Below are 24,310 nucleotides of genomic sequence, written 5' to 3' on the forward strand. Positions count from 1 at the left end.
AACTACAACACCTCATATACAGTGTCTATACAACCTGCGCATGCTGGGCATACTTGTTTTCCGTTGCAATACTTTAAGTGTTCAGAAGTTGGGTGCGCAATAATCTTATGCGAACGAACTGCCGCAGCAGCATAGCAAACGCGCGAAATCATAGTAAGAGACCATTTTGCACTTTGGTTTAATGATGTAAATGACTGCCAAGCGCTTTCGCTTACATTTTCTGGACAATTCTTCGCAATATCGTCAAGATGCGGACAATCTAACAATCTTGCCATATTTTTGAATCCAACTCGTAACTCAAGCGGATTATTATTGAAAGCATTTTTTACGCAAAGCGGCGGCTGATACACGTTTTCAGCAACGTTATGATCTTGAGCAGGATAATCGTTCTTAGCAACGTGAAATAGAATACTTCGCGAAATAATCGGCGCATTCGATGCATCAATAAGCGGATTTTCATCAGAAAAAAGTAAAGCAAGCTGGTAACAAACTAGCTGCAAATCGTTAAAAACTCCGCTTGCTGTTAAAGGCTTTCCTGTTTTGTAGTCCAGTAAGCGAATATGCTCAGAACCATCTGAATTGATGCGCTTTTCCATGCGATCAATTCGACCGTGAATATGTACTTGCATATCTTCACTTGCGCCATCCGGCCATCCTCCAACTAAAGCACCCATCAATTCGTAGCAATCATGCGTAGTAACGGTTTGCAAATTTGCATTCTTAAAAGTATTGTTCAATACGCGAGCAATATCATTAAATCCAAAATGCGCGCTTGTTTGCAATTCGCAATACGCTTGTTGCAATCTACCTATGCTACTTTCTAAAGATTTTTCGCTTTTTGTAAGAGATTCTAATATGCCGTTTTCTGACTTTTTTGAGTTAAGCGCATATGTTGATTGATCGTAAGAAGTGACAAAATATTGCGCAATTGCATGTAACGCACGTTTAATATTCTTCTCACGCGCAAGAGCCGAATAATGCTCCTTACTATCTCGAATATCTGCAAGTTCAGGCGCAATACTTAGGTAATACTTTTCCATAAGATTTGCGATTGCGTTACTGCGGCGCACAAGCGGAGAGTAGGGAGAATAGTCGGCTGAATTATTCGCTGTTTCAGTTTCATCAACTTCAGTTTCTGGCATATCGTAATGCTGATTTTCGCTTGCCCATCTTGCAGTTTCGTGAATGAGCGTGCCAAAATACGTTGCTGCGCTGCCGGGTTGAGGACCTAAAAGCTGACGATTTACCAATCCACACACAGGACATGCCCACAAACTATCTACAGCTGAAGGAGACAAGCTTACAACAGAGTTAGTTTTTTTAGCAGAGCTAGCTTTTTCATTATATTTTTCATTATTTTTTTCATTGTCTTTTTCAACAGAAGATTTCTCATCAACATAGTCATCTACATCGCTCATAAAATCCCACTCAAAAGGATCAGCGCAAAATACTCCATTTTCTTTAAGTAATTGCAACGTTTGAGCAGCATCAATAATCGCATTTCTAGACTTACTATTCTCACTATCGGAACTACTTGCACTATCTGCACTATCTGCATTACCTACACTATTTCCAAACTCTTCTTTCATAGAAGAAGCACGCAAAATTTGCGAACGAGCAGCACACACTAGTCCACGAACATCCATATCTAAACCGGCAAAAGGTGTAGTAAATTCCGTAAAAGGCGTGCGCGAATTTTCATTATTGTAGTATCTTTCAGGCAAATAATAATAAAGAAAGTCGCTTGGCACAGCACTATCGCTATATTGCGCGCTTATATACAAACGCTCTGTTGCGCGCGTAATAGCTAACAAAAAACTGCGCTGTTCCGAAGCAAAAACTGCAGATTTATCATTATTCGAAAGAAGTGACGCATTCACAGTCAATTTAGAAGCAGAAATCTTAGAATGCAAAATAATATTCGCTAAACTTTCTGCGCCAAACATAGTGCTACGAGAAGCAAGATTTGGCCACACACGTTGTTGCAAAGTAGGCATCCACACAAGATTCCAATGTTTTCCAACAGAACCAGCAGGAGTAGTAAGCGTTACAGCATCTGGAACAGGTGCTACTTTAGCAAGAGAATCAGCTTCAATTTCCATGCCACGAACTTGAGCTATAAAATCTGCAATACTTACAACATTTTCTTGTCTAAAAGTATCGTCAAACGTATTCATTGAAGAAATATCAGAAGAAACATATGAAGAAACATAATCAAAAAGACGCATTGCAGCATCCAAGCGATCGTTAGCTCGATAACCTTCCGAATTATGCTGTAAAGACATACGCTGCCAACGCTCAGCAACATGACAAATATTCCAAGCCTCACCAAGAGCGTATTGAGCATTACTCAAATCAGGATTATTGCGCATACGAGAAGCGAGAATTTGCACGTTTTTCCACAGTTTTACAAAAGCTGCAACGTGCGGATTTCGAGGAGCCATATTCTGCAATATTTGCAACACTGTAGAATCATCATCTATAGAACGTGCAACATCTGCTACACAAAGCAAATAGCACGCATCGAGAGATAATGGCATAAGATCATTTGAACTGCCATCAATACGACTATTATCAACCAAAATTTGAGATTCAACGTACGCCTTGCTTTGCGCATCATGAAGCGAATTTTGCAACAAATCCCAGTTATGAACAAGATTTCGCAAAGGAGCATTAGATTCAAAGTTCTTGTTCTTTTCACCATTTTGCTCAATTAAAACAGCCGAAAGAGAAGAAAGAGAACGCATAAGCAAATCTACAGAATATAACTTCGCAGGTATTTCAACGTCTAAATCACCGTAAAATCCAGAATCACTTTTAGTAATCGCGGAAAGCGGACTATCCATAATATTCTGAACTCGCAAACGCACCCACGAAGCCAAATTTTGCAAACTTCTACCATGTTTTACTTGCTCAACAATTCCAGAAAAACCGTGCTGCGCAAATTGAGCAAGTTCAATAAGCGCAAATAAACCTTGCACAAACGGCTCATCTTTTAATGGGCGAGTCACTGACGAATATCGCACAGGAACCCCAGAAGCGCGAAGCTGCTCGCCAAAAAGACGAACAGTAGAATTGTCGTGCGCAATTAACGCCATATCGCTCCACTTGCGCTTATTATTTACGTGAGATTGCTTCATTTGCCAAATAACAGCATCTAATTCCTCGCGCTGTGAACGATATAACGCTGTAAAAACAGTGTCGTCTGAATTGAGATTAGAATTTTGGAGGGTTTCTATAGGCTCAATCGGTAAGGAGCCTACAAATTTTGGCATTTTCCAAGGGCGATTTGGGAGCGCAACATCTGTTTTATATTGCGAAGTAAGCGAAAGAGAAACGCGTGAAGCGAGCAATTCACGCATCGAAGGTGCTTGGGTATAATTTGCAAAAGTTGGATCTGCAGAATAATTTTTAGAAAAATCGGCAGAATCGTCGGAAGAATTTTCGCAAGAATCAGCAAAACCCGTATATTCTAAAGTTTGCTCAGCAGCATTCAACTCATCCAAAGCTGCAGAAATTGCATAATCCGGGTACGCTCCTCTAAACGATTGCACAGATTCATCCGGATTCGCAAGCAAAACTAAACGCGTGCCAATCTTCGACAAAGTCTCAATAAAACTCAAACCAGCCAAAGTAATATCTTGATAATCATCGACTACAAGAAGAGCTGGAATTTCAGAAGAATTTACTAAACCATGCTCTCCTAATTCGCGCGCAGATTTTGCACCCTCAACCAACAGTTGCGAAGCGTCAAGTCGGAAAGAATACTTATAAGTGTCGGCAATTATTTTTCGATATTCAGCACGCAAAGCAAACGCCAAACGCCATTGAGTTAATCTACGTTTAATAAGCACAGACGTTTGTAAAATATCACTATTATTGGCGTAAGATTGCTCGTCACTAAGAGCGCGAAGAACTGAATTTTCGCTTTCAAAATCGCTAATACCAAGCTCATCTAAACGAGCGAGCATATCGCGCAATTGATGCATAAAAGCGTTGTTAATATCGAATCTATCTGCCAAAAATTCTGGAGACGAAGAAGCTGCTTGAGCAACCGGAGTTGCGGAAGGCGCAGAAGGCACTGAAGCGGCGGAAACTGCGCAAGTTAATGGAACAACCCATTGAGACGTTTCAAAATAATCCTTAAAAAGCGCGCATATATTGCAATCACCATTATCTCCACGCATAACATGCTCAATGTGTGCGCGCAAAACTTTACGAAGCAAAGAATCCTGCTCAGCACCATTTAGCAGCTTAGGCGAAGGATTATTCTTTAACTTACAGCAAGCAGAAATGATAGTAAAAGCCAAAGAAGCCAAAGTGCCAACTGGACGAGACTGCTTACTTACACCAATTTGGCGAATAATAATATTGTCAATTTTTGAAGCAAGAACACGATTTTGCACAGCCATCGCAGTAACATTATGCGACCAACGCTTATAGCCGGAAATTGCTGCGCGCACAGCAAACTGCGTTTTACCAGTATTCGGCGCACCATACACAAGCAACGCATTAGTCACATTGCCAGAAGAATTGCGTAACGTACCGTCAAATAATGCTTGTAATGCAGTATCCTCACTCATACGTTTAATTCTAGCAATTAGGCAATAGTGGCGCGCAACAATACTATTCTTTTAATATTGCACGAGCGCGAGCACCCTTAAGCGCAAGAAATACACTGCCGACACCAATAAAAATAAGAGTAAACACAATTAACAAATACGCAACTCCAACGCCCAAAGTAGTGGCATTAAAAGTTTGCGGTGCGAAGCCGAACCAGCCAGCAGGAGCACCATAATTGAGGAAATTATAAGGCGCGCGCATTGCATGAACACCCCAACGAACACCAGCAAACTCGCTAAGCATAGCAGCATAAGCAACATAAGCAAGAGGCGGAACAGTAGAAACATACAAATGTGCGCGAGTAGAGCGGAAACGATAATCAAAAAGCACAAAATCAGCGATTGCAAGAAGCGGCGCAACTGCGTGAACGCAAAGGCTGCTGCATCCGTTATTCATGTAAGCGCCAACGAAACCAAGCTTATTGGTAGGTGCTAAGAAACACAGGTACAAAGTGAATGTGACAGCAATTGAGATAGTCATCATGAATTTGAAAATGTACCAAGCGTTGGATTTTGAGTCGAACCATGCGCAAGATGCTGCGGAATCTTGCTGCGCTGCTGAATCTACAGAATTACGAGCACGCATAAACGCAGCTGTATCAAGCAAAAGCGATCCAGCAAGAGCTACGCAAATCATAAGGTTAGAAAGATTCGTAAAATAAGTAAAGGTCATCAAGCCTTCCCACGAAGCAGCCATACCATAAACAGATGCGATGATTGCAATCGTGCGTATTGCTGTGCGCGTCGCGTATTCGCGCGCTGTGAGCGGAGTCTTTTGTTCTAGCATGGAATCGTTTGCCATGTTATCTCGCTTTCGTAACTTCTATAATCTACTTATTGTTTACTTATATTTATGTTTACCATACTTATGGTTACACAGTTGCAAGCGAAAATATGTAGAAGAAGTTGCAAAAATGCGGCGCGATTTTTGTAGATTCCTGCAAGTGCTGCGAAACGTCGGGAATTTTCCAGCAAATGCTCCACGAAACTACCAACCAGAGACACGAACGCAGAACACAAACTGCACCAGTGTCCCAAAACAAGCAAAATCAGACACTCACGCAGAAGAAAGTAAGTCACGAACAAAAGATATAGTCGAAGGATGGTTCGGAGTGCGCATTTGCCGCAAAATCGCGGGCGGCGCTGAGATTACATCCGTAAAACCTGATCTAGATAGTGCTAGCGAAGGGAAACATTATGACAACATGCAACACTGAAAAAACAACTAACTGCAACGAAGCAAACGAATACTGCACAAGCTCAACAACGCAAGTCGACACATGCTTCTCTGTACGCGCACGCCGCCGCATGTTTCTTAACGACGTGCGTCAATGCATCGAACGCGTGCGCACACAGCAGCCACTCACCCATTGCATCACGAACGTAATCGTGCAAGACATTACAGCCAACGCACTACTCGCTGCAGGAGCGTCGCCGATTATGGTAACCGACCCAGAAGAAGCGCATGCACTTGCGCAAATTGCCACAGGCGTGCTCATAAACGTTGGCACATTCCATCAGCCAGAAACTTCCGAATACATGCGCGCAGCTGTTGAAGGATGCGAAAAAGCCGATACTCCGTGGGTGCTTGACCCGGTTGGAATCGGCGTTCCAGCACTTGCTCCACGCGCGCGCTTTATACACGAAATTATTAAGCACCACCCTACCGTAATTCGCGCAAACGCTTCCGAAATAATGGCACTTGCAGGCAAAGAAAGCAACGGCAAAGGTGTGGATTCTCACGATAACGTGAACGATGCTCTTCAAGCCGCGCGCGAATTAGCAAAAAAGTACGGCTCAGTAGTGGCAATTTCTGGCGAAAAAGACGCGATTTACGCTCACGGTTGCTTAGCTCGCGTAACCGGCGGACATAAAACTATGACTAAAGTAGTTGGAACCGGTTGCGCTTTGGGAGCGTTGGTTGCAGCATACGTTGGCGCAAACCCAGAACGTCCGCTCGCAGCAACTGTTGCAGCACACGTGCACGCAGCAGCGGCTGGAACTTGGGCAGCTCGTCAAACCACAGCTCCCGGCACTTTCCGCACACTGTGGATGGATGCGCTTTCAACTCTTAGCGTAAACGACATGTTTAGTTTGACAAATATTGAGTTTACGGTGGAGCCTGTTGATTGGACACTGTATTTGGTAACGGATCCGCGCATGGGAAATCGCCCGGAAGAAGAAGTTGCAGTAGAGTCAGTTGAAGGCGGAGTTACAGTTGTGCAATTGCGCGATAAGTATTCCGACGACGCTGAAATTTCAGCAAAGGCGAAGAAGTTGCGTCATGCGCTTATTGATTCTGAGCACGGCGATGTGCCTGTATTCATAGACGATCATGTTGATTGCGCAGCTCAGCTTGGTTTCAACTTGCACGTTGGGCAAAAGGATACGCCGTTTGTTGAGGCGCGAAAAGCGATGCCGGCAGAGTGGATGGTTGGGCTTTCTTGCGCTCGACCGGATTTGATGGAGAAAGCTTACCGCGAGTGCAAAGAAAATGACGTTCCGCTGCCGGATGTGATTGGCATTGGTGCAGCTTTTGAAACGCATACGAAAGCGCACGACGTGCCGCCGTTGGGAGTTGACGGAGTGAACGAAGTGGCGAAAGTTGCGCACTCTATGGGCGTAAAAACGTTGGCAATTGGCGGAATTCACGAGAACACAGTGTTCCCTATTCGAGGTCTTGAGCTTGACGGAGTTTGCACAGTGTCGGCGCTTATGTGCGCTGAGGATGCTGGGAAAGTTGCGCGCGAGCTTAAAAGCGTGATTACTGAGTAAATCGGACGCTCCGAGTTGCTTTCGCGCGCACTGTGCTGCGCTCAAGCATGTCGTCGCGCCAACGCGAGACAACGCTCGCACTATAAGCGCGCGCTCACGCAGTTTGCCGCAAGATTCGTACGGAGTGGTTTACAGGTCCATGACCGCGCTCGCCGCCGCGCCCAACATGTAATTCACTTCCAGCCGCAATCGCCTCTCGAAGCCACGCCGTTGACCATTCAAGTGCGCAAAGTACAGTATCGTGATCGCTCAAATTCTTTTCCTCGCGCAAAGCAAGCCCAATTTTCGTAGCAAGCGCAGAAGAAAGCGAGCAACCAGTTCCGTGAGTTGTGCTTGTTTCAACTCGTTCGCTTGGTACGTGCCGCGCGTCACCATCCGGGAAAACCGCAGTATTTCCAACGTCTTCGCCAGTTAAGTGCCCACCTTTTACGATTACAACAACACTGTTTTTTGCAGCCAACTTGCGCGCCTGGTTGCAAGCTTCCTCAAAGTTTTCCGCAACGCGCGATTCGCACAAAGCCGCCAATTCCGGCACGTTTGGCGTCACTACATCAACGCAGCTTATAAAGTTTCGCATCGCATTTTCAGCACTCGCCTCAAGCAAGCGCTTCCCGGAAGTTGATATCATCACCGGGTCTAGAACACTTACAGGAACCGGGTTATCACACATCCAGTCTCGCATTGCTTCAATATATTCTGTGCATCCAAGCATGCCGATTTTTAGTGCGTCAACTGTAACGTCGTCGTACACGCATGAAAGTTGAGTGCGGAAAAAGCTTACTGGCGGCGTGAATACTTCGCGCACTTCGCACGTGTTTTGCGCAACCAAATTAGTTGGTATGCACATGCCATAACCGCCTGCCGCCATAATTGACTTGAGATCTGCCTGTATTCCGGCTCCACCTGTTGGGTCTGTGCCAGCTATGCTTAGCACGCGCGGAATGATTGGGTCTGATTGCTGCATAGGCGATTGCGCATGCTGCAAGTCATGCTGTTTGCTTGATACTAGCGTCATAACTTTTATTATATTGCGTCGCAGGCGAATATAGTTTCATGAGAAAGTATAGTTTATATTACATTTTGTTTAACGTGGCGCGAGTTTCGGGGGATTTCTCTCCTCGCACGTCCCGTCCTTCGTGCGCTCTGGCTGCTAAAAGAGTTTAGTGTGTTCGCCTATCTTTAAAGAATGTAGCTTCTCAGTCCTCTTTTAGTGCTCGTAGAGAAATCCCCCAAACTCTGCGTGCTTAATGTTTAATAACCGTGCCTTATCGCAGAGATTTTTCGATTTTTCTTCTTCACTCGGTGAATCAGCAGCCTGCGGCTCTGACGTTCACCTCGTTCAGTGCGAAAAATCTCAAATCTCTACCACACTAATATCCACGCGACTGAATAACGCGCAATTAAGATGTATATAACCTATTGCGTCGCAGGCAAATATGTTTCGCGGGTGAGTTTGGACTTACGCAAACGCTATAAGTCCAAACTCATACGCATTTTACGCGTCAGCGTCGAAGCCACTTGAACTTGAACTTTGACTTGAGTTTGAAGAACGGCTTGCCGCTTCGAAGCACTTCTGCAGAAGCGTCGCAATGCTTGCTGTCAGTGAGTGCGCCGAATCCGTGACCACTAAGAACCGACCCAAGCCATCCGCGCCTACCGAACGCGCCGGATGCCAAGAACAACGCCAACAGCACGCCAAATATGAAGCTGAACCATATTGCAGCTTGACCGCCGCTGTAAGGCAGAGCAACCGGACGAACCAAGTAACCAAAGCTGAAGTATCCGACTAAGTGGCCTCTGTTACCGTTATCACCAAAGCCGTCGCTTTCATTGCTGGACTTATCTTTTGCACGTCCGTACAAAGCGTACTCAACTCCGTCACCGTCAGTCTTTAACTTCTTGAACGCCGCAGTATCCACGGAGCCATCTTTGCCCATTATTGACTTACAGCTGTCAAAATCAGTTGCGCCGCCAGCCTTCTTGACTTTGCATGCAACCAGGCTAAAGTTGCTGAGATCACCGAAACTGTCGTAATCGTCGTGGACATCCGCAAACAGAGTCTTTCCACTCTCCTTGCTTTGAGACTTCGAAACTTTTCCGTCCTTGTATTCTACAGGATTACCCTTAACCGTGAGCTTAGCGTAGTCCTTCTCCTCCATCGTTACAACGTAAGGATTATTAGCATCCGCGTGACCACTGAGAAGCGATCCTGCAGTTGCAGCAAAAGTTGGCTTAACGTTATCAACAGGCACCAGGTACACAGGCATTACGAATTCGTAGTTGGCATCGTTATTCCAGCCGCCTTCTTTGCCTCGCGTTTTATGAGTATCTCCAACCCAGCTATCGCCATATGTCATAATAACCGACAAACCATTATCTGGATTCTTAAGAACCTTATGACCAATTAAGTCAGATCCAATACTGCCAGACCTACCCCATGCGCCAATATTAGCGAAGTCGGTAAGCGAAAGACCAGTATTACTACTTTCAGACGTTACGCCAGAGCTATTAGGAATAGAATATCCACCGCCGGTACCACCCTTTGAAATCATATCTATGACGTTTACATACCAAGTTTCTTCAGTAGTACCACCATTGTCGTTATCAGCGCCGTTAGCAGCAGAAGCAGCACCAGACCTATGGTCTTCAGACGGATTATACGTATAGAAGTGCGTATTCCAATCAAAGCTGAAGCCGTTTCGACCTTTCTCACCATCAACCTTATCGCTACCTCTTACTTCTGGCAGCAAGGATGGCTGACAATCAGCAAACGCCCATTGACTTCCATCAACATAGTTTCCACACTCGTTTGCTGGGTGCAAAGTACTGTTACGCTTAAGCTTCAACGCATATTGCAAATCATTAAGCGTAAAGTTGCGCTTAGTTGAAGCATTATACAGATACAGAAGAGACTTCTTATCTTTCGAAAGAACGAATCCTGGATCATACGAACGCCCAGCTACGCGCAGAGCCTTACTATTATCTTTAGTTTCTTCGAAGCTGGTAGGCGCATCAGCTAAGTAGTCTGCAGCACCCTTACTATCGCCACCATGCTCACTATCTACGTTTTCAGGCGCGCGCAATCGCACAAATCGCGTAATCTTATTTTCTCGCGGATTTGGCACAAGCACGCGACTTCTCCAGCCTCGAGTCATAACAGCTACGTCTTGTATATTCCCTACTTGGCGGCCACTATAGGTAGGCGGATTCAAAGGCTTATGCTCATCGTCCATAGCACTATAGTCATACTTCCTAAAAGTCACCATAGTTTTACCAGGCTCAAGCCTTGGATCCTCATTCGTAACGATTTCGCTATCGTTTTGAAGCCAAATTCCCTTCTTTGGTTCGCCCGCAAAGTTGTTTTCACTGTGCAAATCCATTCGTATTGCGCGCTCCTCGTGACCGCTTAGCAGCATTGGGTGTATTTGCACTATTTGACGCTTCATAGTAACACCGAAGTACACACAGTCGGACGGCTTCTTCAAACCAGACCAGTTGTCTGCGCTCCAGTAATCCGGACGGCATACTTCGCTAGGCTTTTCTTTTGCGTAAGCCATTGGCAGCACGTCAAGAGTATCTTCTGAACTAGCGTCGTCTTTGTAAGAGTTTTTACCTTTTGCAGTGCGACCTTTTGCAGCACGCGTATTTCCGCTGTTTCTGCTATTTCCGCCGCTTCGATTACTTCCACCGCTTCTTGCAGTCTTATTTCCGTCTCTATTAAGCGAATCATCGGAAAGATCTTCAGGGCTTCTAACACCAGGCATATACGTCCATGGACCAACTTCAAGACGACTGCGTGCTCGAACCACGCTTCCTGGAGCTAAGAAACCACTAGGGAATGTTATAACAGCATTACCATCATTATCGTGATTAAGCGTTACTTCATTCGGCTTGAAAGTACCAGCGCATACACTCCACGATCCATTCCAGCATACGGAAATTGTTTTACCAATGCTGGTTTCCAAGTTAGTCTCATTTGAGTTTGCAGCAGAGCCAAAAAGACCATTACTAGTAACAGGTTTCTCAAGCTCTGAAGCAGGGTGATAGTAAACTACCATTCTTTTAGCTCCATAGCCTGATTTAACGACAACTTTATAATCGCGGTTTTGTGAAGAACCATCTTTGCTGAGCCAGTCATCATACTTTGCAAATTCATTGCTTTTACCATCGTACGCAACAACAGATGGTTTCACCATGTCTGTCCACGTAGCCTTAAAGCATCCAACAACAGTTTTTGCACTTTGCTTTCCAGCACTATCCGTAGTTTCAGCATACATTGTAAATACAGTTTGCTTATTTACACTTGGATTTTCTAAATCTGTGCTTCTGTATTTTTCAACAAACCTTCTAAGCAAATGTTTATTTGTAACGCCGTTACTAACAAACTTCACCATCGGACTAGAAGTTTTACCACTAGAATCCTGAATATTATTCGCTTGAATATACACATTCAGATTATTAACCAGCACTTTACTGTTTATACTATTCGGGCACAAAGTGACGTATTGCTTATTAAATATACCGCCATGTTTCCACTCTCTTGTGCATTTGCCAGATTCGTAAGCATTGAAATCATCGTCTAGTTTTAGTGCTGCAGGTAAATTAATCGTTGCATTATCAGCCTCATACCAAGCTTTATTACCTGCATAAATTTTCTTATCAAGAGTAATAACATCATCATCAACTGTATTGCAGTTATTCACATCGCCGTTAATCATGCATTTTCCGTGAATATCCCATGGCTTACCGTCCCACTCCTGATAACTCTTCGCACTAATCGTCGGCTTCTCATTATCAACCGGCATAAACCACACGTTTATCACGTTCGTTGTGTTATCTGGCGTCTTACTAGGCTCACGAAGCAGAAGATCGTTCGTAACCTGACCATTATTCACATAAAGTTGCGCATGCATGAATGGCCTGTTATTTGCGTATCCCTCAGGCTTCGAAGTACCCTCACCGTACGCGTCGTAGTCGTTCATAGTGTCAACATCAATATTCTTAGTTATAATGTCGCCAATATTTTCGCCGTCTGCTTGACCGTTCAAATCTTCACCGCCAGGCATCAGGAAGTCCTTGTGAATAGCATATTCACTAACATATTTATCTTCACCAGCATGCTGGCTACCCTTATTTTCAATAAGCTTATCTGTAATATGTACTTCACTTCCGTTTTTCATATTTACAGAAGCATTGTAAGAGAATGAAGAAGAATCCATAATAAATTCTTTAGGCGTGTACTTCACTAAATTAAGCTTATTTCGCCACTGACACTTACCTTCTTGCGCAACACCGTTATGAGCAGCAATAGACGCAGCGCATGTATTGTCACGCACAGCGTAACCTAATCCACCAGCAACAGCCATAGGGTACGAACCATTCCATGCATCAAATTGCTTATTATCCGCCGCACTCATAGGAGTTAGCGAAGGCTGCGGCTTACTTTCCTCTTGCGTATTTATGTTCGGCGTACCTTTTACAAGCTTTAGCACATCCTGAAGGTTTAACGCCTTACCATTGCCGCCCTTACGGTATGAGTTTATGTTCCACTTGTACACAAAGTATTGCGTGCCAAACTTCTGATTTCCATGCAAGCCGTTTTGCGGCCCGTCAAATCCAGGATCGTTTCGCCCGTCAACACTTTTCTTGTTGTTGTCTACTAATCCCCACGTATAGTCCTTGCGCATATCAACGAAGCGCGTCACCTTATGCTCAATCGGGTTAAGCGTAGTCTCGTCATCAGCTTCCAACTTTTGGAAAGAAAGAGTCTTTATAGCGTACAGCATTTCGTTAAGTTTATGTTTCTCATCTAGCTTGCCAATACCAGTAACGCCATCTAAGCACAGCTTCCACTGCTGATCCGTCTTCGACTCGCATGAATATTGAGGCTTATCGTCACCATAAGCATACTTTGCTTGAGTAGTTTTCGGCTTAAAGCCACTGTCGTACTGGTCGTAAGTATCGTACTTCTTTTGCCCTTTAACGCCAATTTCTTCCTTGCGGTAACCGAAAATTCGCTCGTTACGCTTATCGTGTCTCATCCAAGAAAGCATTGCCACGATTTCGTTATTATTAAGCTCAAACGGGTTCACTTGCACTAAGCCGTTTGGCCACGCAATATCGAGCGGAAGCGGGTCAGATTCTTCGTAATCCTGAAGATTGCCTGGCTCCATAAGCTTCCAAAGTTTATCTTGACGCCAATCTGGATTATTTTCCGGCACAGAGTAAGTGTCTACGTAAATTCTCGAACCAATTTCTGCAAAGTATTCCGGAATCGTAATATTTCCAGTTACAGGATCAAAAGTTATTTCGCACCTGTCGCCGCCGTTAGCAGTGCAACCCTTGATATGATCTCCAAGCTTTGCTGTAAGAATGCGCTTACTAAATTCTTTACGCCAATCATCGTTACTTTTCGCAGTTTTTTTAGCAGAACGATCTTCTCCTTCAGCATCTCGATCCTGACCCTTAGATTCTTCTGACTTAGCATCTTCAGAATCCTTGACGTTCTTAGAGTCCTTGCTATCGTTACTGACTTTATTATCTTTGCTTGCGCTACCGTTTTCTGCAGTATTAGCAGAATCACTCTGCTTGTTACCATCACTTACTTCAGGTTTTTGTACTTCAGATTTCTGAGTATTCGCATTCTTAGAAGAATCACCTTCGTTTAGCACAGCAAATCTTACTTTACTGCGCTTTCCAGGAGCATTGCGCTTTTTAGAATTCTTCTTAGAACTATTCTTAGCTGTCTTATTCTTAGAATTCTTCTTAGTATCCTTCTTGGTTGCTTTTGAAATCTTCAAGGAAGCAGGCTTGTTGCTAGTTTGAGGCTTATTAGCTTGCTCATCCTGCTGATTTTGGGTAGAGTTCTCCCTTGGTTTGGCATTATCAGTTTTTTCGCTATCAGCTTTAGCTTTATTGTCAACTTTCGCCTTACCGTCAGCCGCCTTACCGTCAGCCGACTTGCCGTCAGCTGCCTTGTCATCAACTGCATCTCTGTCCTCTAAAGCAGCTCTATCCTCAGCAGCTCTAGACCCATCCGGGCTTGCAGCATCATTATTGTGATTAAAAGTATTAACCTGATGCCAAAGATCAGTCTTCTTATTACCGTCTCGCTGAATAACAATGCCGTAGCAACTGCCATCATTTGGACACAGCTTATCGTAGTTATGATCCTTCCTAGGCTTTTCCTTACCGCGCGCCCAAATCCTAACCATAATCGAGCGCACGCGCTTATCTTCATCCCAAGGATTCACTCGCCCAACATAATGTCCATTCGGCTTCTTATCCCACCAAACGTTTGGCAAACCATAGCCAGGAGATACAATAATCAGCTTAATTTTCTTTATTACGGAATTACCTGCAGCATCCCAACCATGGAATATCAAATCATGCACACCGTGATTTCTATTCTGATCGCCCACTAATACTGTAGGAGAACCATCATCTTTAGAATTTTTGCTGTTAGTAACCCAGCCAACTTGATCCGTCTTACTATCAGATTCACCATTTTTATGAATGAATTGATCGTAGCTTATTGTAGTAAAATCGCCGCAACCGCGAGTATCGCAATCATTCTTTTTGTCACGCGGAGTGGTAATCATATCAAAATCATTGCGCACAACAACTTTTTTACTATCAAAGAATCTCTTATTTTTATCGTTAGTAAAGTAGTCGGTAGCTTCCTGCGGCTTTACGCCAAGCAAAATCCTCTTATCGTCATGACCTTTAACCCAGAACTTAATTTTGCTATTAACAGGAATCTTCAAACCATCAGCTGGAGCATCAACAGGATTTCCATTATTCACGCTCACTTTTACATCCAACGTTGGCTTCTCGTAATCAACATACGGGAATACAACAGGTATAACAGTAGTCGAGTTATCCCAGAACGTAATCTTTACGTACTTTACAAACACGTAATTTGGCAAAACTTTAGGATTCTTGCCATCTTGCAGCTGAGCACTATACTTGTTGCGCATCCAAGTTCTGTAAATACGCTTGATTTTAGCCAAGACTTTGTCTTGCAAGTCTTTCTTTACAGGATCTCCAGGCTTCAACTCCTTACCGTCATCGCCCGTCTTAGGAGCATCTTTTACAAACCAAACATTACGCTTAGTAGCATTTTGCGCTTTAGGCCAGCATTCAGGCATGCTGTCTTCACGATCCTCACCCATAGCTGCACGATCGTTGTTTGCAGCGGAATTATCGTCACTATCTATGGATCTAAATGAAATAGAAGACCTAGACTGACCGTTAATTTTATCCTTGTATTCGTCAAGAATCTTAGAATGACCGCAAGGATTTACAACGCTAACAATAGGCACTTTAGCAGCAACGCTTAAATCAGCATCCTGAAGAGTGTTCGAGCGAGACTCATCACCCCACTTATTCGTCCACTCAGCTTTATAAACAGCAAGATTCTTAAGCGGAGTATTAGAATCTCCATCCGGATTATTAGTCAAATAGTTAGCATCAAGCGGATAATCGTTTGTCTTAGAGCCCTTCTTCTGCTTTATGGAACCACACCTATGCCTTGAACCATACTCATCTTTATTAACAGGCGGGAACAAGTTAGGATCGAAAGCCATTACCTGCCTATACAAATCAGAACGTTTGCCAACAAAATTCACAAACCCAGCATTATTATCACGATTATCAATAATAAGAGGATTAGGAAGCGGCTGATCGTAAGAATAATACTTAGGAGTCTTGTTATTTTCGTCATATTCCTCAGTTTGCAAAGGCTTAAACACGTCTGCTTGCGTAATAACCCTATACCACAAATCCTGAGTTTCACTCATATGATACGTTCTATCGTTATATCTAAGCTCAAGCTTATGCCTACCAGGCTCTGAATCCTTCGTATTATGGTCGTTCATACCAGGATTACGGAACCACTGATTACCTCGAGCATAGCCGTTATTCGGGGAATAATAATCAGGCAATAAGCGTATATCTTGGTTCTCGTTCATAAGATATGAAGTTCCCAAAGGCTGATTTACTATTCCAAGCAACACACTAGAGAATGAAATATGCCTGTGCTCAAGATAATTACCACTGTCACTGTTGTACGGACCCAAACCAGTACCCTTAAGGAAGTGGTATCTAGGAGCCTGAATATCCATAATTCGCGGCGCACCATACCACTGCTGATGCATTACAGTGTACATGTAGAAGTTAGCGTCACGACCAAAATTAGTCATGGAATATTTACTGGCTTTAGTAACACCAAACGGGTCAGTAGCACCATAAAAACCTTTGCTCTGTCTCTTACCATAGTAAGATCCTGCAGCGTAGAAGAATGAAAAGTTTTCGCAACCCGTGCTATCACCCACGTTATCAGAAGAGCAATATGAGTTGTTTTTAGTCGTAGAAGTTGTAGTAGTGAAGTGAATCTTATACGTATAAGCAATCTCGCCAGACTTAATATTGTTCACAAAACTAAATACGCGCTGCGTGTCATCTTTTATAGATCTATAAAGATTTTGCACGAGAGCAACATAAGCAGGACTATAGCCTCTGTTATAGCTTCCTTCAACTTTAGGAACAACTTTAAGATCGCCTTCATCCAAAGCACCATAGCTACTGGATCTAATGCAGTCCAAACCTTGACCATCACGGCACCAACCAATAGCGTCAGAACTACCCAAATCCTCAGTTGTTACAGCATCCGGAAGGATCCTAGAATAATTGCCATTCTTACTGTCGTCAGTGCCGCGCATCTTATTCCAAGCTGCGACTAAGTCATCTCCAGAATCAAAATCGTTACCGTCAGTTTTAATGCTGCATAAACCGTTAGGATTATCCCACGAGAATGAGCAGGTTTCGCGAGGAGGATTATTATTGCCTTGATTCTTCTTATACAAAGCAGTAGCTTCCCTGCCACTGTAAAGAACACGCTGAATATACTGCCTTCCGCCTTCGCTACCCTTGTCTAGAATCTGACCTTTTGGAATCGTAAAGTAATCAAGAGCAGCACCAGCGCCTTGAGTGCGGCCGCCAGCGTTAAAAATAATATCCCACACGAAGCCGCCACCGGAAAGCTTAGGGGTGCGCTTTACAAACACGAAATCTGCAGTGTCATCTATAGGCAAGTTAATTCTGTCGACGCCGGAACCCTTATAGTTAAAGGCCATGTTGCGTAAACGACCCATAATAAAAGTGCCCTTAGGATACGGAGTGAAGTAAGTTGCGCCGTAATGATCCGTGCCAGAAGGATCTTCAGGTACAGAACCGTTTTCGTAGTGGCCGCGAGGTCTCGTTGCTGCACTAGCAAATTGGTCGCTAGATTCCAAGTTGTATCCAAGGCTATTAACATCCAAATCGTGACCGTTCGTAGCGCGCAAACCAGCACCATCGCCGTCAGTAGTAATGCATGCGCCTAAAGCGTAATCCTTGTTACATCCAGGGCGATACACTTCGTAAGATTCACGAGCTGAGTAATTCTTAGCGTCGCGGTTTTGCGCTTTTGCTCTTTCTTCTTCTGCAGCGCGCTCAAAAAGTGACTTCGGTTGAGATCCGAATGGAGAACCAAATGGAGAATCAAATTGAGAAGCAAACGGAGAAGCAAACGGCACGCCTGCGCCAGAGCCTGCAGAAGGATTAAAAGATCGAGAGAGTAGATTCCCTGAATCTACAGATCCTTGTGAATTGTCGAAACTCTGTAACGCAGAAGACTGAGATGATGCAGATAAGTCTGGATTAGAGTCTGGATTATTAGAATTAGAGTTAGAATCAGACTTTGGATCAGACTTTGTGGAATTATTTGCGGAATTATTAGCACTATCCAAAGCAACTGCGGTTTCAGCAGTAATGCAAATAGGTAGCAACATTGCTACCGAAAGAGAACAAACAAGAACAGTTTTAAGAGCAGTGGCAAAAGAGCTACTGAACGCACGATATGCAAAAACAGACTCGCGTTTAGATGAGCGTTTATTCACGCAATTAGCTATACGATCATCCAAACGATTAGACACACGACTAGCTAAACGCTCAGCCGCGCTCTTAGCCACACGGTACATATTCTGAGTCGTACGTTTAGCTACACGAGTTGCGCATTGAGTCAATTGACCTATACGAACAAGAACGTTTAGCATAATCGTCCAAATACTCTTCATTGTTTCCACCTGTTTTGCATTGTTTTAAACTGCTTTGCGTCGCCCCCACGGCACCACAAGTTTGTTATTAAGTTTTTCTATTAAGTTTTGTTATTGCCTATAAGCAATCGCTCATAAACCAAGGATGCTTATAAGCCAGTCGAAAGTCTTTTCGCCGTGACCACTCCGCTTGCATTTCTTGCGTGAACTAGACTTTTTGACTTTCGGTCGTTTTTTCGGACGATTTTTAATCGCCTTAGCTTCCTCACGCGCAAGATCTTCTCTGCGTACAGTACTATCTTTCGCGCTACTTAACTCTCTATCTTCTTCGCTACTTGCAGCACTACTTGACTCGCTATCCTTCGCACTATCTTTCGCGCTATCTTTCGCACTATCTTCTTCGTCTTCCTTCTTTTTCTTCTTAACCGGCAGACCAGCCCACCAAACGTAGCCGCCCACAACGCACAAACTACCAAAGCAGCCCAAAACCCACCACGGAAATCGCGGAACATCCGGCTTCTTGCCACGAAGTGCCTTATCCGCCGCAGGCGTTGGCACAACTCGCTCACCAGTCACCAAAATGCGCTGCGTGTTAATGCCGAGCGGCGTGCAAGTAATAAGTGTCACCAAATCCTTGCCAGGAACAGCTGCAATCTTCTTCGTCTCATCAGGGTTCACAACGATTTTGTCAACTACCTTGTAGGTGAGAATCTCGTCGAAAACCTCAATTGTAAAAGTGTCACCTTTTCCAACTTCGTCCAGCCTTGTGAACATTTCCGCACTTGCCAAACCGCGATGCCCCGTAATCACAGAGCGCGCGCCCTTGCCGCCAACCGGAAGCGAAGTTCCACGCAAATGACCAAGACCTTTCAGAAGAGTGGCATCTTCTGTGCCGTGATACACAGGCAAATCAAGATCAATTTTTTTGATTCGCAAACGAGCCATCAACCCGTCGTCGTTCACTTTCAACTGATCCCAATAATCCTGACTCGCATCGGAAGTAACTCCGTGAGAAGTCGGTATGTTAGTATTTGCTTCGTAAATAGCACCCGACGAAAGCTGACTGTTATACTCACGAGCGCGGCGGAGCTGCTCATGCGGAGCAGGAACAGCATGAGTTATAAGCTTCGCGTACTCAGCAGCAACTTCCGACATGTGGTATTGGCTTAGCCACATGGCGGCGTGCGGATAAATAAGCGACGCAAACGATGCAAGCAACAGCAAAGCAGGGACTATGCAGGATTTAGAGAAGTGCCAGTTTTTGTCGTTGTTGCACGAGTTTATTTTCGATATTCTTGGGTATCGTCTATGAGTTTTGGCTGATGTTCTTGTTCTTTGGGCTTGATGAGGCTGGAAAATTTGTGTTTGCGCAAGCTCCCGTCCTTCGTCGCTTTGGCTGTTAAAGGCTTTACTGTCTGCTTTGTTCTTAAAAGAACGTAGCTTCCTCAGTCCTCTTTTATTGCTGAACACAATTTTTCCAGCCTCTCAACATACTAAATGCCAACACAAAACTCATAGACTCGTGCAAAAGTTACGCAACTGCGTGGTTTACTAAGTGCAACTAGAGTCGCGCAATTAAGCTGCGGATGGGTTGATGGTGAGTGTGTTTGATGTGATGTGCGCAGTAGCAATGACGCTAGTGTTCTTTAAGCAATAAATACTCAACGTCCGCAGAGCATTAATGCTAAAGTTCGCTAATCAATAAATAATCGACGTTTGCAAAGCATTGGCGCAAAGCTACAGAAGCAACTTCAGCAGAGCAAAACTGCAAAGCTACAAAACCACTTTTCGCAGAAGCATTGGCGCAAAGCTTCAGAATCTTCGTTTGCAAAGCAATGATGCAAAGCTACAGAAGCAACTTCAGCAGAGCACTGATGCAAAGCTTCGGAAACATTTGCTGAGGAATTTCCGGCGTTTGTTGTCGTTTTTGCGTTGTTTGGGAACATTTGCCGGAGAATTTCTTGCGTTTGCGCTACACCTGACCGCGCAGCTAATCAGCTCAAACCGGCTGCACAGCTTGTTTCGAAACCAAACTGCGCAACCGGCAGAGCAAATCAGCTGGAACAATCGTTCAAAACACTCAGCCAACGAGCGAGTTTTACTCTTGCTCCTGCTCCTTGCGACGCTTCATCACAACGTAGAAGAGCGTGCCAGCGATGCCAACAATGCCGCAAACTGTCAAAATCACCAAGCCGCGAGCACCGGTCATTGGCAAGTTGCTAAGGATTTTGTCGAGTTCGGTTGCCTGGGAGTTGACAATCTCGTGAGCGTTGTTATTATTAAGACCTGCTGCTGCCTGTTCTTTGGTTTCTACTTTAACCTCGTAGCAAGTTGGGGTTTCATTCAGTTTGAAGCCAGCAGGAGCCTTGGTCTCAACAACGCAGTAAATCTTGGAAGCAACATCATTAGTACCAATGAACAAGTTTGCAGTGGTTACACCATTATCATCAGTTGCTTTAAGCTTGATAGCGTTGGCATCGTTTGTACCTTTATCAAGCTTTCCATCAATAGTTTCCTTAGTTACATTTTTACCTGAAACATCGGTAAACTTTGTACCTTCTTTAACTGGGTAAACAGTGAACTCTGCACCCTTTAATGGCTTCTTGCCCTTAGCTTTATCAGCAGCATCATTAACCTTGGTGATCTTCAAGGTAGCAAAATGCGAAGTACCGTGAGGGTTCTTATCGCACTTCTTCGGATCTTCCTTAGTTGGAACACATGGATGCTCCGGATCACCGTCATCACCAATCTTGCTGTCATCAATCCAGCCGTTAATCGAGTTGGTAACGTTCTTGGTATCCTTAGCGACCTTCGTCTTTAAAGTAACTTTCAGAACATAAGTACTTCTACTGAAATCTTCAGAGAGCGTATTCAGCCTAGAGTCAGAAAGACTAAACGTTACTTTTTTCTTATCGGTACCAGTCTCAACCTTGTAGTCAGTATTTTCGGTAAGAGATACATCACTTGCTGTAGAACCAGTCGCTTTCCCTTTCTTAACAAGCTTAACTTCAGCTAAGCTATCATACGTCAAACCTTCAGGAAGAGAATCGACGAATCCAATCTTCTTATAAGCTTTATTGTCAGAAGGAGGAGTCAAAGGCATAGAAATATCCCATGGAATAATAGCGTCTCCATCATCAGTATAAAGCTTGGTTGGAGTCTTTGGCGTCTTACGAGCAACGTCGTCACTGGTGTCGTTCTTTGGATACACATTGACGTCGTACAACCATTCCCATGTATTTGCAGTCTTGTGAGGCAAAGGCGTTGTGATGAAGAATGGATCAACCTTACCGGTAACAGTTACAGGCTTCCACACTCCCTGAGCATCCTTAATTTGAGCACCCTTTGTGTCAGATTCTTCAACGTAGTAAAGCGATTCGGCAAGCTTATCAAACTTTGTGGAACCATCTTCACCAGTTGTTTGTTTTTTGCAATCAGTATCGACCGTTACGAATTTAGCATTATCACCTTTGAGGAATGAAGCTGCATTCTTCGTAGCAGAAGAAGGGTCAAGCTCCTGGATGTCTTTGATTTTCTTCCAGCCTTCAGCTGTAGACAAATCAATCTTCTTGGCATCAGCATCTTTGCCTTCCTTAAGAGTGACCTTGCAAACTTTGAACTCAACACCCTTAACTGGCTTCTTATCCTTAACAAGATTACTCTGATCAGATCCATCAGATCTAGTATCAGTTGCAGGACTTTGGTACTTGTGAATGGTTATAGAAGTACCATTGTCTTTTTTAGTATCATCGATGTTTCCAACATTTGCACCATCTTTACCCTGTTCACTATTCGCCCATGCGATGGATCCAGCGATGCAGCAGGTACCGAGCGTGCAGGAGGCAGCTACGAGTGCCACGGCGCGTTTTAACTTTGAAGTCTGTAGACGCATATTTCCTCTCTTCAATAAGTAAACTAATCGTCTTACATCTTTATTTAGGCTCAACAGCAGGTTACAAGCTAAACAAAAGGTTATGACATATTAACAATTGTGTCGTTATGACATACTGACAATTGCATTGACGACAGCATCAGTGCAAACACACAGATGCGAACGCAGAAATACAACTGCAAACTTTCATCATTTAGCTATTTTTCGCAAATTGCGCGATAACGCTCAACCGTGAGTACATATAATATTAATCGATATTTAAACGAAAAATGAGATGTAGTATAACACAGTCAAATGTTTATGTTTCTGAGCATCTACCCCCCCCCCCCCGGTACAAAAATCGTTGAAAAACAACGGGTTTGAGGGGTGTCAAATAACCAGCTCTTTTTGTTTTTTGCGTTTTTTATTTTTTCTCAAAACTCAAACCATCGGCGTGTCGCATTGCCCTTGCTTGAAGCTGCATTGCGCGCTTCAAGCAAGCTCAATGCGGTAGCGCTTGCATAATGCGGAAAGCCCACTGGGCTTTCCACGCGCGACGACCTGCTTGAGCGCAGCGATTTAGCGCGCGAAAGCAACTCGGAACGCCGAGCTTGCTCAGAGTTGAAAGCACAGTGTGCTTTCAACGCAAGCGAGGTCTGCCTTCGTCAACAAAGACGAAGGCAGGGCAGGCTAGTGTGGCTGTGCTTTAGAAATTATGCTGGGCTTTCCACGCAAGCGCGCACACGATTGTGCTTTCTTTATATTCCTAACGAAAAGTCAACCTGTCGGAATTTCCAACAAGTTCGTTTGGAAAGTACAAGGCAAGTTGAGCGCTAAATCGCAGCGCTAAAACACGTCAACGCGCATTCGGCACAAACTCAATCCTACAAGTCGCGTTCAAAGCATTTGCAATACGATTCAAAAGCGCAATAGTCGGATTCCTCGAACCATTTTCCAACCTGCTAATATCCGACTGACTTATACCCGTCTTCTCCGACAGCTCAGCCTGAGTCAAACCAGCCCTTTTTCTCGCCATCACAAGCGACATAGTCAAGTCTCTTTCCGGCTGAAGCGCATCATACTCTTTCTTGAACTCGGGATCCTTCATAAGCTCGTCCGTGAGTTCATGCAAATCATTCATTCGCGTTTCCTGCACTGCACGCGCTCCCTGCACTGCGCGCATTCGCCGCAACTCTTGCTTTCTCTGCATTACTCGTGTTCCCCGCACTACGTGCATTTCCTGCACTGCGCACGTTCGCAGCAACTCTTGCTTTCTCTGCATTACTCGCGTTCCTCGCACTACGCACGTTCCCTGCAACTCTTGCTTTTCCTGCACTACGCACGTTCCCTGCAACTCTTGCTTTTCCATCACAAGCCCATCTTTCTATTAAAATATTCAGCCCTTCTCTGCATAGCGACCAATATTTCACTACGCGGAGTTTTCTGCTGCTTTTTAACGAATCCGTTGGTGGCAACAATGATCTTATCCGCATCAAAAAAGTATAAAATACGCACTATGTTGCTACCTAAAATAGTGCGAAGCTCAAAAATATGGTTGCCAACATGCTTACTAAGCGGCTCCCTCGCATCGTTTCCCAACATCTCCAAGCGATGCAAATCAGAAACCACCTTCGCGCGCAACTTGACATCTAAACTTTTAATAAACTCGCGTACTGGCTTATCACCATCCTTATCACTGTAAAAAATCACATCAAACAATTCCACAACCCCCTGCTTATGTTATATATAGCATAATCGCTTGTATACATCTTGTCAAAACAAGCAACCAGCAACCCTAACGCAGAAACAGTACTGCGCCAGTGTCCCAAAACAAGCAAAATCAGACACTAACGCAGAAAACACGCGCTCTCTAATTTGCAGTAATTAAAAAGACGATAGATTTTCGCTTCTACCGCCTTTTAAAGTTCATACAACTTCCTACTTTG

At 44.2% G+C, this 24,310-nt stretch carries 10 protein-coding genes and 1 riboswitch; of the genes, 1 reads left to right on the plus strand and 9 read right to left on the minus strand.

Translation table 11 applies throughout. The annotated features are described in order from the left end of the window. Positions 1–2: 2 nt before the first annotated feature. Both HXT57_RS05255 and HXT57_RS05260 read right to left on the minus strand, forming a co-directional pair. The gene (locus HXT57_RS05255; protein ID WP_288231206.1) at positions 3–4,583 is read right to left on the minus strand and encodes a PD-(D/E)XK nuclease family protein; all 4,581 of its coding nucleotides are present in this window, start codon (positions 4,581–4,583) and stop codon (positions 3–5) included. 43 nt (positions 4,584–4,626) lie between these two features. Next, positions 4,627–5,424, minus strand: coding sequence for a hypothetical protein (locus HXT57_RS05260; RefSeq protein WP_288231205.1), 798 nt, complete (start codon positions 5,422–5,424; stop codon positions 4,627–4,629). 296 nt (positions 5,425–5,720) lie between these two features. After that, positions 5,721–5,830: riboswitch (TPP riboswitch) on the plus strand. On the opposite strand from HXT57_RS05260, the gene thiM reads away from it, so the two are divergent. Next, complete coding sequence (gene thiM / locus HXT57_RS05265; RefSeq protein WP_033888471.1) at positions 5,820–7,397, plus strand: hydroxyethylthiazole kinase; 1,578 nt, start codon at positions 5,820–5,822, stop codon at positions 7,395–7,397. Its footprint overlaps the riboswitch before it by 11 nt. A 94-nt stretch (positions 7,398–7,491) precedes the next feature. On the opposite strand, the gene thiD is transcribed toward thiM, so the two are convergent. The 7 genes from thiD to HXT57_RS05300 form a co-directional block, all read right to left on the minus strand. Beyond that, positions 7,492–8,412 (minus strand): bifunctional hydroxymethylpyrimidine kinase/phosphomethylpyrimidine kinase, encoded by a 921-nt coding sequence (thiD, locus tag HXT57_RS05270; RefSeq protein WP_421783488.1) that lies wholly within the window; start codon positions 8,410–8,412, stop codon positions 7,492–7,494. 487 nt (positions 8,413–8,899) lie between these two features. Continuing rightward, positions 8,900–18,514 carry a hypothetical protein gene (locus tag HXT57_RS05275; RefSeq protein WP_421783490.1) on the minus strand — a complete coding sequence of 3,205 codons (9,615 nt, stop codon included), beginning with the start codon at positions 18,512–18,514 and terminating at the stop codon, positions 8,900–8,902. A 111-nt stretch (positions 18,515–18,625) separates the two neighbouring features. Continuing rightward, positions 18,626–19,786 (minus strand): class C sortase, encoded by a 1,161-nt coding sequence (locus tag HXT57_RS05280; protein WP_205411955.1) that lies wholly within the window; start codon positions 19,784–19,786, stop codon positions 18,626–18,628. Positions 19,787–20,244: 458 nt separating this feature from the next. Beyond that, positions 20,245–20,439 carry a hypothetical protein gene (locus tag HXT57_RS05285; protein ID WP_116994622.1) on the minus strand — a complete coding sequence of 65 codons (195 nt, stop codon included), beginning with the start codon at positions 20,437–20,439 and terminating at the stop codon, positions 20,245–20,247. Between the two features lie 152 nt (positions 20,440–20,591). Then, positions 20,592–22,385, minus strand: coding sequence for a SpaH/EbpB family LPXTG-anchored major pilin (locus HXT57_RS05290; protein ID WP_116994621.1), 1,794 nt, complete (start codon positions 22,383–22,385; stop codon positions 20,592–20,594). A gap of 835 nt (positions 22,386–23,220) precedes the next feature. After that, positions 23,221–23,547 carry a helix-turn-helix domain-containing protein gene (locus HXT57_RS05295; RefSeq protein ID WP_205411954.1) on the minus strand — a complete coding sequence of 109 codons (327 nt, stop codon included), beginning with the start codon at positions 23,545–23,547 and terminating at the stop codon, positions 23,221–23,223. 185 nt (positions 23,548–23,732) lie between these two features. Continuing rightward, positions 23,733–24,089, minus strand: coding sequence for a type II toxin-antitoxin system RelE/ParE family toxin (locus HXT57_RS05300; protein ID WP_004109288.1), 357 nt, complete (start codon positions 24,087–24,089; stop codon positions 23,733–23,735). Positions 24,090–24,310: the final 221 nt, after the last annotated feature.

The organism is Gardnerella sp. KA00771 (genome assembly GCF_049244045.1).
GTDB classification, from domain to species: Bacteria; Actinomycetota; Actinomycetes; order Actinomycetales; family Bifidobacteriaceae; genus Bifidobacterium; species Bifidobacterium swidsinskii.